Raw genomic sequence first — 17,800 nt, 5'->3', positions numbered from 1 at the left:
ATGTTGGCAGTGATAGGGGTTTTTGTATTGGTATTATCGATGACAGCAGCTGCCTTTGCAACGATAGTGGTTCCTGCGCCGACCATAGGGATCGTGGATGTGGACTACGAAGCAGGCACCATGATCATCTATGGGACAGAGTTTTTGAGGACAGCAAAGGTAATTACGCTGCCTCAGGTTACCCTCGGCAGTATCCCGCTGGTGCTGACGGCATATACTGACACTCAGCTGACAGCAACCTTGCCTGCAGAAATCACTGCCGGAAGTTACCGGCTGATGGTGCAGGCAGCAAACAACAGCGAGAAGTATGTTATGTTTGACGTGACTATTGGGGCGACAGGTCCGCAGGGGCCTCAGGGAGAAAAGGGTGAGACGGGAGCAACAGGTACGCAGGGAATTCAGGGGCCGATAGGACCGCAAGGGATTCAGGGTCCACAAGGTCCACAAGGGATTCAGGGTCCGGCAGGACCAACAGGTGCGAGCGGTACGAGTATCTGGCCGCATGTCTACTACAAAACCGCATCTACATCCTGTTGTATCCTATGTAATTGCGAATATAGTCCGTTAGTGACCAATTGTGATGATGCGTGGGATGACATTTTGGATGCATCCTATTCCCAAAATGGTGTCCTTGCGTCTATTAATGGTTGGACAGTGGTTCAGCAGACTCAAACTGGCACGGCATATGCGTCATTATGGATAGACAATTGGGATCGGTACGATGTTACGGCCACAATAACGTTGAAGTGCCTTGGATTTAGGGCGAAATAGCGGATTTGAAGTCTACGATTGTTTGAAAACAGGGAGGAGCGATGAAGCTCCTCCCTGCTTTTTTTCTTTTAGTGTCCTCCTGCCTTTAAAACGCCAGAGGCTGCAAGCGTAAGCACCAGCACCTCGATGATCGCAAGCACGGCATAGACCGTGTCCTTCTTCCGAAATAAAATCGGGATGATCCTCAGATAGCAGACGATCGTGATACCTGAGAGAAATGCGATGCCGGTGAAATTGAGAAAATCTCCCTTGCCGAGCATATAAATCCATGACCAGCCGGTATGAATATTCGTTGCCTTAAGATAATCCTTGACCGGCATGGACCAGTATTTCGGCAGGTCATTTACCGGAATGTGCGGCGTGAATATACCTAAAAGATACATGATGAACGAAATAACCAGCATCAGCAGTCCGACCTTCATGCCGATGTCCAGAAGCTTTGCGTATGCAACCTGTTCCTCAGATGCCTTCAACTTAGTGCTCATTATACCCTCCCTAATTCCAGATGCCGAGACCCTTAAGAAGGGCCCTCAGACCTGCAAACAACAGCAAAACGATAACCATATAGCGGATTGCCGCAGGCTTTGTCTTTGCCAAGATCCTTACGCCGACGATCGAGCCTAACATGATGCCGATGATCGACGGCACGACCATCATCGGAAGCACGGCGCCGTTGTTGACATAGATCCAGACGGCCGAGGTGTCGGTGATCGAAAGCAGGAACTTGCTGGTTGCTACCGATACCTTTAGCGGTGCGCCCATCATAAGGTTAAGGACCGGTACATTTGCCCAGCCTGCGCCGAGACCGAACATGCCTGCCATCACGCCGATGATGATAAATGTTGCAAGACCTTGAGGGGTCCTGTGGATCTGCCAGTTGATGTTTTCGCCCAGAGAGGGTTCGTAATATACGCCGCTGATCCGAAGCGCTGTTGAAAGGTTGTCAGGCTTCTGCACATCAGGGAATTCCGACTTCTTGGCCATCAGCATAATCGCCACAATACCGAGGATCGTGCCTCCAAGTGCTATGTTGACCACTTTTGCCGGTAATGCAAGGCCGATCATGGCGCCGACAATTGCGCATGAAGATGCAATCAGCGCAACCGGCAGGGCGAGCCTGAGATCAGCCATGCCTTTTTTCAGAAGGCCGGGGCCTGCTGCAAGCGCTCCTGCAAGTGCAACCAGAAGTCCTGCACCTCTTACAAAATCGATATGAAACGGGAAAAAGCCTCCGATAATAGGAACGAATAATACACCGCCTCCGACACCGCCTAAAACAGCAGCGATGCCAAGAAAAAAGGTGACGACAAATAAAATAAGCGGCCAGACCCACCAGGGGGTTGCTGATCCGGCAGTAACCGGGGCCATGGCAGCCTCTTCAGCGAAGACGACTCCCTGACCCATAGCAAGAAAACCTGATACCAGCATGAGGATCATGCCGATGTTAATAATCAAACGCATTCTTGATGCCTCCTTAATTGCCTTATTAATAGTGTTCAGACCTGAGCCTGCAGATTGTTATTCTTCTTTCTTGATGATCTTCTGTGCTGTATCGAATACGCCCTCTTCAGCAAAGGCGATAGCAGTCATGGCGCGCTCAAGTTTCTCCTGAAACGCTTCCTTGATCTTCGCCAGAAGCAGATCGATGTCTGCAGGCTTATGCAGGAAATCGAAGCCTCCGAGCTTGCGTGCCTCTTCTTCGTCTTTGTCTGTGCCGTGGCCGGTCAGGATAATGACCTGGATCTCTGCACGGGTCTTTTTGATCTCCCTGAGTACCTCTATGCCATGGAGTCCCGGCATTTTGAGGTCCAGCACGATTACATCCGGCTCGATCTTCCTGATAAAGTCGAGGGCCTGAGGACCGTCGTACACCGTGTCTACCAAAAGGTCTCTCATCTTGAGTCTTTGCGCCAACGTATTGACAAATTCAACTTCATCATCAACCAGCAGTACTTTAATGTCCTTCTTCTTCATGGACACCTCCTTATCAATATGAATATATGATTGCAATTAGTTCCACTATTCGTTTCGCTTAATCGTTACGGTGACCGCACCTCCTTGCTGCTGCCTGACCTCGAAACCGTTTGCAGCTGCGAAGGCTTCGACGGACTTCCACGGCCAGGGTTGCTTTTCATGATCAGACGCTATGGTGCAGTCTGCAGAAAGATGTATCACGACCGATGAGACGGTCTTATCTGTTGTGATTGTTGCTGTCCCTTTCGGCTCCAGTGCCAAACAGAAATTGTCGAAAAGGGCGACAATGAGGCATTGAAGACAGGAGAAGTTTCCAGTTGCGGCTGGCAGCTTATTGCCATAGGCTGTCAGCACCCTGAGGTTCTTCTGTCGGGCAATCTTTAAGAGAAAGGGCATGATCCCTTCGATTGTCCGGTTTATATCCACCGGAAAGACCTGACTTTCCATCTGCCTGCCCAATTCGCCGAAAACGCGAGACAGGGAAACTGCATGCCCTATGCGATCGTCCATTGCGCTGCAGAGCTTTTCGAGCTCCTTCAGCTTCTCCTTATCAGAGAGGTTTTTCGCATTGATGATGTCGTCACCGAGGCCGGAAGACTCCCGGAGTGTTGCCAGGTGATTGTTCGTCTCGTGGACAAAGAGCGAAATGATCCTGCCTACGATGCGGGCCATGGTCTCAGCCGGATTGATCTCCGGTCTGTCCTGCCCCTTTTGAGATGAAGAATTCTGCTCAGGCATGTTTCACGCTCACCCGGTCGATCTTCTCGATCAGTTCCTGGATATCAAAAGGCTTTATGATGTAATGGAACGAATCGAGACGGAGCCCCTCGATCGTGCGGGCAAGGTCCATATGGCCGGTAAGAAGTATCACCTCAACGTCAGGGGAAACATTCCTGAGTGTCATCAGGATCTCTATGCCGGAGATACCCGGCAGGTTCAGGTCGAGAAGGACCACATCAGGCTTTATGGTATCGACAAGTGAAAGGGTATCGCCGGGTGTTAAAACCACGTGGGTGTCATAGCGGCGGAGCCGAAGCCTTTCTGCAAGGGTAGCAGCAAAGTCGTGTTCATCATCGACGATCATTACCGTTGCCTTACTCATACTGAGGGCTCCTTTGGAAGCGTCGGTCTGATCGGTATGTCGAGGGTGAAGGTGGTGCCTTTTCCCGGCTCGCTCTGCACCTGGATCCGGGAGCCGAGCTTTCTCAGGATGGCGTGAGAGACGAAAAGGCCGAGACCGGTTCCCTTGCCCCGCTCTTTTGTGGTGAAGAAGGGCTCGAAGATATGGTTCAACTTGTCCTTTGCTATGCCTGAGCCGTTATCGCTGATAAAGACCTGAACAGAACCCTCATCCTTGCGGGAAGTGGTAATGGCAATCTGCCCGCTATTTTCTACGGCATCAATGGCATTTTTGATCAGGTTCAGAAAGACCTGCTCCATCTGGATTTTGTCGCTCCTGATCTCGGGGAGGTCTTCGGCAAGGTTCAGTTCAAGGCGGGCTGACTTGGTCAGAATATCAGTCCTCAGGAAGGTGATCGTCTCTTTGATAGCCTCGTTGAGGTTCAGCGGCTCGATCGTGATGTCCATTCTCCGTGCAAAGCCCAGGAGTCGATGGGTAATGGTGCGGCAGCGGTTGACGCTTCCGGTGATGCCTTCTATCTGGGCGAATATGCTCTGCTTCTGCTCAAAATCGGCTGACATGGAAAGAAGGTCCTGCATCAGGCCGGCCTTTTCATTGATGATCGCCAGGGGGTTGTTGATCTCATGGGCAACGCCTGCAGCGATGCGGCCAAGGGAGGCGAGCTTTTCGGCCTCCACCAGCTGCCCCTGCTTGTCATGGAGGTTCCGTATGGCCAGTTCAAGAGAGCTGACGGTATCTTTTAGTTTTATCGCCATCTGGTTCAGGGCATCGCCAAGAGAGACGAACTCCTGTGAGCCCTTTACTTCAAGCGTCTGGGAAAAATCGCCGCCTGCCACACGTTCGGCAAACTTTCTGATCTCCCGGATAGGCGCAGCGATATGTGCGGCTAACCGTGCATTGATAAGCGTTCCGATGACGATGACAATGGCGAGCGACGCAAGCAGAAGATTCATGGAGATCTTCAGCAGTGAGTCGATATCCTCCCGTTCACCCTGCAAAATAGTATCCGTATAGGTCTGGATAATTGACGCAGCCTGCCTGATCTCGTCTTCCAGTAACCTTTCGTCCTGATAGAGTCTGAAGAGCTGCTCCGCAGAAGCTGAATAGGGTGCGAAGTCTTTCTCTGGCGACGATTGCAATGAAGAGTAGGTCTGTCTGAAAACGTCGAGAGCGGATGAGTCCCTCTGTATGATCAGGTTTTTTTCATGCCGCCTGAGAACCAGAAACGTCTGCAGTTCACTGCCGCTGAGGACCTTTTCAATGCGGCGGCCGATCTCGGTCAGTTTGTTTGTCGTGAACTGCTCGGCATTGAAATTATCTGCCAGCTTCTGTATCGCGGCCTCGTAGGCTGATATAGCCTGACGCAGAGATGCATAGTTTGTTTCGCCTATCTCCCGCAGGACATCGGCCTCGATGTCGTCAAGACCACCTTTGAGCATGCCGACCTGTTTCTTCAGGAGCTGCAGGGTATCCCGGTCTTTCAGAAGCAGAAAGGTCTTTTCGTTTTTCCGCACTTCAAGATATGAGTTGGTTATGTCTCCGGCAGTTTCTACAGGCTTAAGGCGTTTTCTGAGGGTGTTGAGTTCACGGTATGAAAATACCGCAGGTATCAGGGCCAGGATCATATAGATCGAAAAGGCGATGAGCAGTTTTCTGCGGATTTTCATGCTGTGGCAGATTCTCCTAAGACACAAAGGCCAAAGGTGATAAGGCAGTGACCGCAGTTCATGCCAGGAAGAACCTTGATGAGAGATATTCGAAGATCTCGGTGCTCCTGACGACTCCTACCAGCTTCTTCTGATTTTCGAGTACTGGAAGGATCTGCAGGTTGTTCCTGAGCATCAGTTCTGCCGCCTTAGAAACGGAGTCCTCAGGATCGGCAAAGTGTTTAAACGGGGTCATCAGTATGCTGACAGGCTTATCCGAGAGCTCTTTGAGGGCAGTCAAGGTCTCCTCTTTTGGCGCACTGATGGAGTCCTGATGCTCAACACTGCCGGAACGGGATGCAGCGGCGATGCCTGCGAGGATATCCTTCGTTTCGATATGCCCCATCAGGTTGTATTTCTCGTCAAAGACCAGCGCTGCCAGCGGTCTGAGGCATTTTCCGCCGCTGATCGATTTTTTGAGTATCCCTGAAACCTGTCTGATCGTAAACCAGTAGGGGACATGAGGGAACTCGAAAACGTCGATTATGATTTCACGAACCTGTTTTTCCTGGTCAGTCATACTGTGACCTCCTATGATTTTCTTTCCCGTTCAATAAAGAAACGGAACCGTTCGGGTCTCTTTAATGATCGAGTATACATGATCTCCTGGGAGCCGGCAAAGAATCTCTGTTCGAGGAGCAGCACGGATGTGCCGGGCTTGAGGCCAAGGAGAACCCCTTCTGTTTCTGAGACGGGGGCCACCTCAATAAAGTCCTGTACCTTGGTGATCATGATCTGATATTTATTTTCCAGAATTTCCAGCAGCGAGTTCTGCTCGAGGTCATCCTGTAGAAGTTGGGGGCAGATGTGATAGGGCAGATAAGACTCCTGCAGGAGTATGGCATCGCTGCCCACAAAACGCAGTCTTTTCAGATAGATGACATGCATGTCTTCCGGGATGTTCAGCATCAGATCGAGGTCGTCGGTCGGCATTAATACGGTCTGGGCCAGAACCTTTGTCGAAAAGACGACCTTTGCCTCGAGCATCAGCTCCCTGAAGCTGGTAAGCATCGAGAGGCCTTCGGAGATTACGCGCTTGCAGACGAATGTGCCACGGCCCTGCTGCTTCAGGAGATATCCGCTTCTGACAAGTTCTGCAACTGCCTGCCTTACCGTGGCCTTGCTCACCTCATACATTTTGCAGAGATCGTCTTCGGTCGGGATTTGGGAGTCAACGGCCCACTCGCCGCGCTCAATCTTGCCTTTGAGAATCTCCAGAAGCTGGATATACAGTTTTTTAGTGTTGTCTCTGTTTATTATTACGGTCATAAATTATAAGATCCTAATCAATTTATTATGAGATGTTATAACATTAGAATGAATATGTCAATAATAAATCATTAGAATGATTAGCCCCGGCAGTCTGAAGTCGATGTTTTTTCGTCTCTTTTAGGTTTCCTCATAACGGCAAGAGGGCGAAATGCGGTATACTATTGCGTATGTTTAAGTTTCTCCGAAAGGATAAAGAAAGCAGGGAAAAGGCTTTAACAGAGGGCTTCCGCCTCAGGTATGAGGCTTTTCAGCGGCTGCTTCACGATAATAATGCAGTGCTTGAACTGATGGCTGACCTTGAAGAGAAGTCCTCCGGCGACTTCCTCTTTGATATGAACTATATTGAGCGGACTGTTTCAGATGCGAGCATCAAGGTTTCATCTCTCATTGAAAACCTTAACATACTTTCAAACAACCGATACAGTGCCCTGCAGGGTTCCTTTGAGAAGATCAGAGGCAATATCGGGCGTGCGGTCAGGCAACGCACCGAGATACCGTCTGCTGACATGGTTATCCCCTTGAGCAGTGTCACCGCAGATATGCCACTTGTAGCCGGCGGCAAGATGGCCAACATCGGCGAGATGAGAAACAGGCTGCAACTGCCCGTGCCTGAAGGGTTTGTCATATCGTCATCCGCTTTTAAAAAATTCATCCAGTACCATAACCTTGATGATCGCATGAAGGGTGCGCTTAAAAAGCTTGATCTGAAGGATACGGCAGCCCTTGAAGCAGCAAGCAGGGAATTCCAGAAGATAATTATGGAAAGCGCTCTTCCGCCTGACCTCGATGCCGCAATACGAACTGCCGCCGAAGCCCTGAAGAATTCAGCAGGCAAGGAAATCTCCGTATCTGTCAGAAGCAGTGCGCTTGCAGAAGACGGACACTTCTCTTTTGCCGGCCAATATGCCACCTATCTCCATGTGAGGCCCCAGGATATACCTGAGCGCTACCGTGCCGTGCTTGCCAGCCTCTTTACACCCAGGGCGCTCTATTACGCTGCATCGAAGGGTTTTGTCGATGAAGAGATGGCTATGGCGGTCGGCGTCATGCGTATGATACCTGCCAGGGCCGGGGGTGTCATGTATTCGCAGGACCCAAACGGGCAGCAGCCTGAGGTGATGATCATAAACGGCTCATGGGGCCTGGCCAAGCAGGTCGTTGACGGCACAGGCAAGACAGACAGGTTCCTTATATCGCGTGAAAGCGGGGAAGCTGTTGAGCAGAGCATCAGCGAAAAGGAGAGCATGATCGTAAGCAGCCCGGAGCAGGGGGTGGAGACAGTGTTGGTCAGTGAGGACCTACGAAGCCAGCCCTGTCTTGATCCTGAACAGATCAGGACCCTCGCTGCCTATGCCCTTTCGCTTGAGCAGCATTTTGGAAAACCCCAGGATATTGAGTGGACCGTTGACACTTCAGGGCAGGTTGTTCTGCTTCAGAGCCGGCCGCTCAGGATCTTTACTCATGAAGTCAGAAAAGCGCCTCCCCGCCGGGTTGAAGGATTTCCGCTGCTTATCGAAAAGGGTGTTATCGCAAGCAGGGGCATAGGAAGCGGAAAGGTGCATCTGGTGAAAAACGATGCTGATCTCGCAGATTTCCCTGATGGCGGAGTCCTCGTATCACGGACGACTTCCACGAAATTCGTGACCGTTATGCAGCGCGCATCTGCCATTGTCACTGATGTGGGCGGCACTACCGGCCATATGGCCTCTTTGGCCCGTGAATATCACCTGCCGGCGATCCTCGATACTGATATCGGCACCCGCGTGCTGAAACAGGGGGATGTGGTGACGGTCGATGCGATCAACTGCAATGTCTATGAGGGCAGGGTAGAGGAACTGCTCGAATATGACCGGTCTAAAAAAGAATCTCTCAGGGAGACCAATCTCTTTCATCTTCTTGACCAGGCGATGCAGTTTATTGTTCCTTTACGATTGATCGACCCCGACTCAGAGCAGTTCAGGCCCGAGGCCTGCACCACGCTTCACGACATAACAAGATTCTCCCACGAAAAGGCCATGACCGAGATGTTCGGCATGAGCGATACTGATCAGATGGAGGGTGCATCTACCATATCTCTTGCAGCCGGTGTGCCGATGGATGCGCATATGATCGATGTGGGAGGAGGCATGCGGCCGGGACTTGAAAAGGCCCTGCCTGAAGATATCCTCTCTCTGCCGTACATCTCGTTTTTGAAGGGTCTCAGGGCGATGAAATGGCCGGAGCCCCGTGCTGCAGATGCAAAGGGTTTTTTAGGCATGATGGCCCATGCTGCATCGATCACCGAGGAGCAGCTGCAGCAGACTGCGATCAGGAGCTTTGCGATCGTCTCAGGGAGCTACATGAACTTCAGCATAAGGCTCGGGTACCACTTCTCGATGGTCGAGGCCTTCTCAGGCGAGACGCTCAACGATAACTATATCCGGTTTTTCTTTAAGGGCGGCGGCGCTGCCACTGACCGCAGGCTTCGCAGGGTGCGGCTTATTAAAGAACTCCTTGAGACGATGGATTTCAGGGTGAAGATCACCGAAGATGTGGTCAATGCGGTCCTGCTGAAGTTCAAGCAGCCGGATATAGAAAAGCGGCTTGAGGTGATGGGGCGCATGACGGTTTTCACCAAACAGTTAGACATGGCCATGTATAACGACGATATCACCGACTGGTACCGCGAGGAATTTGTCCGCGACCATATGCAGCCGTTTGGTATGGGCACATAACATCTGTGTATGCAGCCGATACAGAACAAGGCGCTGTTATAGCGATCTGTTAATCTTCCTTGAGCATCTTCCAGAGGCTTGTTCTTGAAATGCCGAGCAGTTCCGAGGCCCTGGATCTGTTGCCGCCCAGCATCTTGACAACTTTTTCTGCATATTCCTTTGACATCTCTTCGATGGTCTTTATCCTGTCCGGGTCGAACGTCTCTATCTGAAGTACCCGTATGCCATGCGGCAGGCTTTCCGGCGTAATAACAGGACTCTTTTCGAGAATGATGGCGCGCTCGATAATATTTTCAAGTTCACGCACATTGCCGGGGAAGCTGTAATGCAGGAGGATCTCCATAGCTTCGTCAGAGACGGCGGTGATCTTCTTTGCTGATTTCGGCAGATGCTTCTGGAGAAAAAATCTGCTGAGGGGCCGGATGTCGTCCTGACGTTCGCGCAGGGGGGCAATGAATATATCCATGACATTGATCCGGTAGTAGAGGTCTTCCCTGAACTTTCCCTCGGCCATCAGGTTCTTTACATTTTGATTTGTCGCCGCAATGAACCGTACATCGACCTTCTGGGGCTTTGTGCCTCCGACACGGTAGAACTCGCCTTCTTCGACAACTTTCAGGAGCTTTGCCTGCAGGTTGGGGGAGAGTTCAGCGATCTCGTCGAGGAAGAGGGTTCCGGAATCGGCGATTTCTACGAGCCCCTGTTTGGCGGTGACCGCACCGGTAAATGCTCCCCGTTCATGACCGAAGAGCTCGCTGGCGAGAAGGTCTTCGGTGAGCGTTGCACAGTTTATTGCGAGGAACGGTCTGTCCTGCCGTCTGCTTGTAAAGTGGATGATTTTTGCGATCAGGCTCTTGCCTACCCCGGTCTCCCCCGTAAGGAGCATGTTTATATCGGAGTCCTTTATCCCCTCGATCGTCTCAAGCACCTCTTTCATCCCTGCGCTCTTTGCAATGATCGAAACCTTCTTGTCCATCCCGAAATAGGTCCTGAGCGCAAGGTTCTCTTTTTTCAGCGCTTTCTGCGCCTGGATCTTCCTGACCCTGAGGACCAGTTCATCAAGGTCAAAAGGCTTGGTGAGGTAATCATAGGCGCCTTTGCGCATGGCTTCCACGGCAGAGCTGATACTGCCGAAGCCGGTAACGAGGATGACTTCTGTTGACGGATGGTTTTTCCTGATGAGATCAAGAAGCTCGAGACCGCTCAGTCCGGGCATCCTGATGTCAGTGATCAGGATATCGAACTGTTCCTGCTGCAGTTTCTGAAGGGCAGAACTTCCATCCCTTGTCCCGATAACATCGTATCCCTCATCCCTGAGGGTATCGAGTATGTTGTTGAGCGTTATCTCTTCGTCTTCTGAAACAAGTATTCTTAATGCCATGTCAGTATGTTTCCTTTACCGGGGTTTTTTCGGCAAGGTGATGATAAATGTCGTGCCTTTTCCTTCTTCACTTTCGACCGTTATTTCTCCGTGGTGCTTCTGGATTATGTTGAATACGATCGCAAGACCGAGTCCGGTACCCTTATCTTTTGTGGTGAAGAATGGTTCGAAGATTTTGTCGATGGTCTCGCGAGCCATTCCGCTGCCCGTATCCGATATCCTGATCGATATTCTGCTGTCTTCTTCGTTGGCAGCAAGGGAAAGTTCCCCTTGTCCGGACATTGCGTCAACCGCATTGGACAACAGGTTGATCAGAACCTGTTCAAACAGTTCCGTATCGACATAGAGAACGATCTCCTGAGGAATCATCCTGATCGAAAGCGTTATGCCGTTGAGGTCCCTGGTATTTTCAAGATGCCGGTACGCGCTGTCAATAAGGCTGCGAAGTTCAGCTGCCATAATATGCGGCTCACGTCCCCGGGCAAATTCGAGCAGATCGCCCACGATACCCTTTACACGCATGGTCTGACCGAAGATGTCATTGAGCCCCTTCCTGATGTATTCCGGACTGTCATCGCCTGTCTTCTTCAGCAGCCTCTGTGCGCTCGTATAGATGTTGTTAAGCGGGTTGTTCAGCTCATGCGCAACACCGGAGGCCAGGGTGCCGATGGCAGCGAGCTTTTTGCTCTGCAGCAGTTCTTTTTCCCTCTGGCCGAGCTGATCTTCCATAATACTGAATTGCCTGATCAGCTGTCCGACCTCATCATTGCCCCACTCCGGAGCCGGCTGAGAATCATGGACAAAATTCCCTGCTCCGGTCTCTTCTATGAGGTTGGTCAGCAGCTGCAGTCTTCTTACTACATTACTGATAATAACGAGCATGGTGCCGAAACCAACAATGAGGAAGAGGGGGAAAAAAACAAGGATGGCAATTCGTGATGCCCGGATGAAACTGTCCACTTTTTCGCGGGCCACCCTGTCCAGATCCTTCGATGCAAGGAGGATATTTTCCCCGGTCTTTCTCAGGTCTTCGATTTTTCTTTCCATTTCATGGAGGCTCGCAATCAGTGTGTGATCGGCAGGGAGTCTATAGACATTGAGCAGATACTGGACGTCTACGTGAGGATGATCGAGGAAGTTTGACTCTATAAGAGGGCTGATTTTCCGGTATTCCGGTGCGGACATCTTCAGTTTTCCTGATTCATATGAAACCGTGTTGAGCAAAGTTTCGATGTTTCTGAAATGCGAGGAATAGGTGTCGATCAGTGCTCTCAGACTCTGAGTTCGCTCCTCAGAATTGGCCTTCATACTCTCCAGAAGAGTCCCAAGTTCTTTTAAATAGGCATAAATGGCCCTGGACTCATCGGTGGCTTGTTGAGGGGCGTAGAGGAAATAGTTCTTTTCATGCCTCCTGAGCTGAAGAGATTTACTCCGGATGGTATCGGTCATCTCCAGAAAGACGGTCTCTTTCTTTATTTCGATAAAATTCAGATAGAGAAAGGCTGAGAGCAGGGCGATGATGAGGGCGCTTACACAAAAACTGAGTATGATCTTCTTCTTCACGGACATTATGGCTTATATTAGCACCATAATCGCTGAAAATTGAAATGAAGCCGATCGGTTCGAACCGCAGCAGGAGAGATCATGAGTGGGCAAATCTAAAGATATAGACAATAGACTATCTAAAAATATGTATTCATGTTGACTTTGCAGCCTCTGCGATGCTTATATCGTGCGTGGGCTGGAATAAGCGCATGAGCCGTCTTGCTGGAATTGCTCTTATCGTTTATTGTGCTGTTTTGGCAATAATGCCGCTCTCCTATCTTCATATCGAGGAGTTTTTCCCGGTCACTGCCCTTCTTACGTCCCCGTCACATCAGGAGACTGATCCGGTCGTTCTCATTCATGAGGTTCTCTTTGCTCATCTTCGCAATATAACGGAGCAGCAGAATAGACAGTTTGACCGGCTGTTCAACATCACCGAACATGGCAGCGAACGTCTTCTTCTCAATGTCAGCGTGCTTAAACTCGGTCTTCTGTCTCTAATCCTTGCGTATGTCTTTAACGCAGCCTGGCGGTACTCTTTTGAAAGGGGTAAAGCCTTACCTCAGGTGTTCTTCAGTTATCAGTTTCCCTATCACTCGCCGCCTTCTCTCTAATTCTCTTCGGCCCATATGCGGTCATTGGAAAAACGTTGTTTTCGCTCAAATTGCAGAATGATAATCACGTTAAACTGCCAGAAATATATGAGAGAGAGGTAGCCATTTAATGATACAGAATTGCTGGGAATATATGAACTGCGGCAGAGACGGCCGCAACGGTCAGGAAGCCTGTCCCGCCAAGACTGAGACGAGGGCCCACAGACTGAACCGCGGCACCAATGGCGGCAGGGTCTGCTGGGCGGTTGAAGGTACCCGCTGCTACGGAAAGGTGCAGGGGACCTTTGCGGAAAAAGTTCTTTTCTGCAGTGAATGCGACTTTCGCAGAACTGTGCAGGAAGAGGAATGGCCTTCGTTCTGGCTTGTCTATTTGAAGAGCTGAAAAGATACCTAGACTGCAGAGACAACCCTCTGCGCCAGTGTTTTGTTGCTGCACACTGGCAGTAATAACAGCTTGCGCAAAAGCCAAATCTGGAGTAACATGACCTATATTTCTTGTTCAGGAGGGAGTATGAAACGTTTTATTACCGTGTTTCTGATTATTATGGTATCGGTCGGCCTTGCCCTTGCACAGGGCGGTGTCAAGAAGAAGAGGCCGCAACCCCCTGAATACGGCAGAGTTGTTATTGCCAATAATTCGGAGCGTGCTGGTATGGCCCCCGTTGTTTTTGATCACTGGGTTCACCGCTCTCAATTTACCTGCAGGCTTTGTCATGTGGATATTGGGTTTGCGATGAAGGCCGGGCAGACCGGCATCAAGGCTGCTGACAATATGAGGGGTTTTTACTGCGGCACCTGCCATAACGGCAAGATGGCTGTCAGCGACCGAAAGGTGTTTGAGTCATGCGCCAAGGTGATTCTTGATCAGAGCAGGACATGCGACCGCTGTCACTCTCAGGGGAAGAACCCAAAGAGAGAATACGATTTTTATACCTATACCGAAAAGTTTCCGAAAGAGCGGTTCGGCAATGGCATCAACTGGGAAAAGGCAGAGGCGGATGGTCATATCAGGCTCGTAGACTATATCGAGGGGGTGTCGATCAAACGGAAGGCTCTCACGGTGCAGAAGGACTTTTCGCTCAATCCCAAGGTTGCACAGATGCCGGAGATCATCTTTTCCCATAAGAAGCATACGGTCTGGAATGGTTGCGAGGTCTGTCACCCGGAGATCTTCGTCGGGGTCAAAAAGGGAGAGACAAAGTATTCCATGCCCGAGATCTTTAGTGGAAAGTACTGCGGCGTCTGCCATATCAATGTTGCTTTCCCCTTACTGGACTGCCAGAGATGCCATACAAAGCCGGTCTCATGAGATACGCAATACTGCTCTGTCTTTTAGCGCTGCTGGTTCTTCCTGCAGGACTTTTGGCTGCGGGCAACTCGTGGTGGACTTTTCCCAACGCCCTTCCTCCTGATGAGTACGGCAACATACTGATCAGCCGTACATCCGAGAAAAACGGCGTGAAGCCTGCTGCATTCTCCCACTGGATTCACCGGAGAAAGCATACCTGCAGGGTCTGTCACTTCGAACTTGAATTTAACATGAAGCTCAATACGACCGAGATTACCGAGGCTGCCAACAAAGCGGGCCGTTACTGCGGGGCGAGCGGCTGCCATGACGGCAAGGTTTCCTTTGGACATCAGGATAAGGCTGACTGCGAGAAGTGTCACAACAACAACCGGGGATATGGCAAAGAGCGGTTTCAGGAACTTACGAAAGGCTTTGCCAAGACTGCGCTTGGCAATGGCGTAAACTGGAGGCGTGCGATCGATAAGGGGCTGGTAACACCGCTGCATTATCTCTCGCTCAAGCCGTCGGACGTATCCTTTGATAAGAATCTTGAGCTTGCGGCAAACTGGGCCAATATACCGCCGGCTGTTTTTTCGCATAAGGCCCATATCAAATGGCTCGACTGCAACAACTGTCATCCGGACATATTCAATATCAAGAAGAAGACGACAGAGCATTTTGCGATGGATCGAAATTTGAAAGGAGAGTTCTGCGGAGTTTGCCACCTGACGGTTGCTTTTCCGATGAACGATTGTAAAGGATGTCACCCTGGAATAAGAGATCAGAAATAATGAGCGTTCTGAAAAAGGTCATATTGGCGGTTGTGATTGTTGCTGTCTTTGTTGGCAATGCTGCTGTCTTTGGTCAGACCGACTGGAAGGCGGAGTTCGATGATATCTGTGCAAGGACTGATCAGGCGATGTCGCTTTCGAAAGAGGAGATAGGCGCTTTGATTCAGCGGTGCGACAAGCTCAAGCCAAGCATCGAACAGCTTGAGGAGACACAGAAAAAGGTTTATCTGAGAAGGCTGCAGCTCTGCAGAAACCTGTTTGCCTTTACCCTCGAATCCCTCAACAATAAGTGAATCGCCTCGTGATGTGGCAGAAATGCTGGGAATTTATGAAGTTCTGCAAGGCGAAATAGTATTAGCCTGGCTATGACCTGAGATCTCGGAGGACAAGGTTCTTATAAAGATGGGGTGAATCAAACGATTCACCCCATCTTGTTTTGCATTATGCACGGTCAATCTTCTGTCTCAGGCGTATGCTTATGCCGTTAGCCCAGGTATTTCACGCATGGATGCAGCTACCGATCCTATCAGTGTTTTGGCGGCCTTGTGCCAGCTCCTGACTGTGTTATGGCAAAGACCTGCCCGTTGACTGTTATCGTGCCGAGCCGGCTTGTTCCTGCATTGGCTGCCACAGAATAATTCACTGTTCCGCTGCCGGTTCCACTGCTCTTCGTTGTTATCCATGTGTCTGACATTACTGCTGTCCACGCGCAGCCTGGCTGTGTTGTGACTGCAAAGCTGCCGTTTCCACCTGTCAGTGCAAAAGAAGCGTTTTTAGGCGTAATGGTGTAAGTGCATGCAGTCGGGGCGGCAAGCAATAAGGTGAAGGGGTTATCACTTGTATCAGTATACTGGCCGTTAGTTGTTATCCTGACCGAATAGGTGCTGTCCGTCCTGTTTTTCGGCACAGCCCAGTTGAATGAGCCTGCGCCGTCCGTCCCAATCGGTGCATTCGCAGCAATGGTGCCCAAGAAAGCCCCTGATTTGAAAAGTTCTATATTTACAGAAGTGCCGACATTGCCTGTGTAGGTCCAGGTGATGTCATGCGTCGTAAAAGAATTCCAGATTTCACCACCATTGGGGGAGGTAACTGTGATAACTGGATCAGATATTCTACAATTCCCGGCGCTGCCGGCATTGTAGATTGCAGCTATTTCAGAGGCGTCAAGGGCGCGGTTGAAGATGGCAATTTCATCCATGCTGCCGGTGTAGTACGCATCCGCTCCCCAATTGCTTTTGCCAATATAGTTATTGACCCTCGTTACGCTGGTTGGTACAATTGTTGTTGCATCATACGTGGTATCAACCACAATTGTAAGGGGTAGCCCGTCTTTATAAAGTTTTACCTGGCCGGCTGCATCCATTGTTGCCGCATAATAATGCCATTCATTGTTCGTAATGGCGTTTTCAGCGTAGACCATATCGTGGTTGCCGGAACCGTCGTAAACTTCAAACGCCAAATCATTGCTCGTGCTTCTTCGCATGAACAAAATGTTGTTATTGGCTGTACCATTGCCCAAATCAACAAATCTGGCCCAATAGCCAGATGCGGTTGGCTTTGCCCATAAACCGATGGTAAATCCTGATGTGAAATTTGCGAATCCATCGGGCAGATCAACATAATCATCCACCCCATCAAAACTGAACGCCTGCCCGACCATGCCCGGAGCATACGTGTCGCTGTTCATCAGAGTTCCGTGCTGAGTGCCGATCATATCAAGGGCATTATTATCTCCCTTCCACCATGCAATCATATTGTCAGCAGGAGTTGTGCAGACTGGTTCATATTCCACCAGATACCAAAATTGAGAGTCACAGGCTGCATCATTCCATCCTTGGGCTCCATCATCTTTATAATCCAGACAATTTTCACCGGAGCCTACATTATTGGGTTCGCCTGAATTCCAGTTGTCATATGACCATGTTTCACCGGTTATCCAGCGCCAGTCACCTTCGGATGCTTCATCTGTACCTCCAATCCAAACCTCCGTACCATTACCAATACCAGGCCATTGACTAACAACAAAAGCATTTTCGTCTGAACTCGTTATTGTCGCGAGATGTCCTTGCCTGCCGTTATAGAACATGGTGACAGCGGCGTCACGGGCTTCATACCATGTTAAGCTATTATCGATAAGTTCATAATAGTGAGAATTAGCCGGATTATATACCTGTGCATAAATTGGTACTGCTAACACAAATAACAGAACTACCGCAAGGAATACTACAATTTTTTTCATAACTACCCCCAGTTCTTTAGATTTGCTACTGCGTCTATTTAACAATCAAAGCCACTGACATTGTCAGTGGTCCGATATCAGTGTTTTGGCGGCCTTGTGCCAGCTCCTGACTGTGATATGGCAAAGACCTGTTCGTTGGTTGTGTTGTCGCACGGTTTGAACCTGTAATCGCTGCCCAAAAAGTTACATTAAGGCATTTACTTCATTGTCCGGTATTGCTGAGCTATCGACTGCAGCTTCTTCATTTCTGATGTGTCTTTAATAGAAAGCCCACTTTGAATTATTCTAAGCTCTGCCTTCCTTCCCAGTCAATGATTTCAGCGGTAGAACAGGACTCATTATATTTTTCCGCTTCAACGTCCTT

General features: G+C 50.1%; 17 protein-coding genes and 1 pseudogene. 7 read left to right on the top strand and 11 right to left on the bottom strand.

Features of this window, described 5'->3' with window-relative positions:
* Positions 1-330 precede the first annotated feature (330 nt).
* A pseudogene (locus HZB31_12965) lies at positions 331-492 on the top strand (collagen-like protein).
* A gap of 347 nt (positions 493-839) precedes the next feature.
* Here HZB31_12965 and HZB31_12960 read toward each other — a convergent pair.
* From HZB31_12960 to HZB31_12925, 8 genes are read right to left on the bottom strand one after another with little or no spacing between them, the layout of a single operon-like run.
* On the bottom strand, positions 840-1,256 hold the full coding sequence (locus HZB31_12960) for a hypothetical protein (protein MBI5848830.1): 417 nt from the start codon (positions 1,254-1,256) through the stop codon (positions 840-842).
* A gap of 10 nt (positions 1,257-1,266) precedes the next feature.
* A complete protein-coding gene (locus HZB31_12955) occupies positions 1,267-2,232 on the bottom strand; it encodes a sulfite exporter TauE/SafE family protein (protein ID MBI5848829.1) in 966 nt (321 codons plus the stop codon).
* 57 nt (positions 2,233-2,289) lie between these two features.
* Complete coding sequence (locus tag HZB31_12950) at positions 2,290-2,745, bottom strand: response regulator (protein ID MBI5848828.1); 456 nt, start codon at positions 2,743-2,745, stop codon at positions 2,290-2,292.
* Positions 2,746-2,790: 45 nt separating this feature from the next.
* A complete protein-coding gene (locus tag HZB31_12945; protein MBI5848827.1) occupies positions 2,791-3,483 on the bottom strand; it encodes a hypothetical protein in 693 nt (230 codons plus the stop codon).
* Positions 3,476-3,847, bottom strand: a complete 372-nt coding sequence (locus HZB31_12940) for a response regulator (GenBank protein ID MBI5848826.1) — start codon at positions 3,845-3,847, stop codon at positions 3,476-3,478. Before HZB31_12940 ends, HZB31_12945 begins: the two co-directional genes overlap by 8 nt.
* Positions 3,844-5,553, bottom strand: coding sequence for a HAMP domain-containing protein (locus HZB31_12935; GenBank protein ID MBI5848825.1), 1,710 nt, complete (start codon positions 5,551-5,553; stop codon positions 3,844-3,846). Before HZB31_12935 ends, HZB31_12940 begins: the two co-directional genes overlap by 4 nt.
* A 58-nt stretch (positions 5,554-5,611) precedes the next feature.
* Positions 5,612-6,112 (bottom strand): CBS domain-containing protein, encoded by a 501-nt coding sequence (locus tag HZB31_12930; GenBank protein ID MBI5848824.1) that lies wholly within the window; start codon positions 6,110-6,112, stop codon positions 5,612-5,614.
* An 11-nt stretch (positions 6,113-6,123) separates the two neighbouring features.
* The gene (locus HZB31_12925) at positions 6,124-6,861 is read right to left on the bottom strand and encodes a GntR family transcriptional regulator (GenBank protein MBI5848823.1); all 738 of its coding nucleotides are present in this window, start codon (positions 6,859-6,861) and stop codon (positions 6,124-6,126) included.
* A 170-nt stretch (positions 6,862-7,031) separates the two neighbouring features.
* On the opposite strand from HZB31_12925, the gene HZB31_12920 reads away from it, so the two are divergent.
* Positions 7,032-9,578 carry a hypothetical protein gene (locus HZB31_12920; protein ID MBI5848822.1) on the top strand — a complete coding sequence of 849 codons (2,547 nt, stop codon included), beginning with the start codon at positions 7,032-7,034 and terminating at the stop codon, positions 9,576-9,578.
* A gap of 49 nt (positions 9,579-9,627) precedes the next feature.
* On the opposite strand, the gene HZB31_12915 is transcribed toward HZB31_12920, so the two are convergent.
* A complete protein-coding gene (locus tag HZB31_12915) occupies positions 9,628-10,959 on the bottom strand; it encodes a sigma-54-dependent Fis family transcriptional regulator (protein ID MBI5848821.1) in 1,332 nt (443 codons plus the stop codon).
* Between the two features lie 15 nt (positions 10,960-10,974).
* Positions 10,975-12,528 (bottom strand): GHKL domain-containing protein, encoded by a 1,554-nt coding sequence (locus HZB31_12910; protein MBI5848820.1) that lies wholly within the window; start codon positions 12,526-12,528, stop codon positions 10,975-10,977.
* A gap of 185 nt (positions 12,529-12,713) precedes the next feature.
* On the opposite strand from HZB31_12910, the gene HZB31_12905 reads away from it, so the two are divergent.
* The 5 genes from HZB31_12905 to HZB31_12885 all read left to right on the top strand — a co-directional run bounded on the left by HZB31_12905 (position 12,714) and on the right by HZB31_12885 (position 15,490).
* A complete protein-coding gene (locus tag HZB31_12905; GenBank protein ID MBI5848819.1) occupies positions 12,714-13,118 on the top strand; it encodes a hypothetical protein in 405 nt (134 codons plus the stop codon).
* A 109-nt stretch (positions 13,119-13,227) separates the two neighbouring features.
* A complete protein-coding gene (locus HZB31_12900) occupies positions 13,228-13,500 on the top strand; it encodes a hypothetical protein (protein MBI5848818.1) in 273 nt (90 codons plus the stop codon).
* Between the two features lie 129 nt (positions 13,501-13,629).
* Positions 13,630-14,427: a hypothetical protein gene (locus HZB31_12895; protein MBI5848817.1), complete on the top strand. Its 798-nt coding sequence runs from the start codon at positions 13,630-13,632 to the stop codon at positions 14,425-14,427.
* Positions 14,403-15,197 (top strand): hypothetical protein, encoded by a 795-nt coding sequence (locus HZB31_12890; protein MBI5848816.1) that lies wholly within the window; start codon positions 14,403-14,405, stop codon positions 15,195-15,197. The genes HZB31_12895 and HZB31_12890 overlap by 25 nt, the downstream gene beginning before the upstream one ends.
* A complete protein-coding gene (locus HZB31_12885; protein MBI5848815.1) occupies positions 15,197-15,490 on the top strand; it encodes a hypothetical protein in 294 nt (97 codons plus the stop codon). Before HZB31_12890 ends, HZB31_12885 begins: the two co-directional genes overlap by 1 nt.
* Before the next feature lie 233 nt (positions 15,491-15,723).
* On the opposite strand, the gene HZB31_12880 is transcribed toward HZB31_12885, so the two are convergent.
* Complete coding sequence (locus tag HZB31_12880; GenBank protein ID MBI5848814.1) at positions 15,724-17,436, bottom strand: hypothetical protein; 1,713 nt, start codon at positions 17,434-17,436, stop codon at positions 15,724-15,726.
* Between the last annotated feature and the right edge of the window lie 364 nt (positions 17,437-17,800).

It is taken from the genome of Nitrospirota bacterium (genome assembly GCA_016235245.1).
Classification (GTDB): domain Bacteria; phylum Nitrospirota; class Thermodesulfovibrionia; order Thermodesulfovibrionales; family UBA6898; genus UBA6898.
Note: the sequence above shows the minus strand (reverse complement) of the source record. Positions and strands in the feature narration are given on the sequence as shown.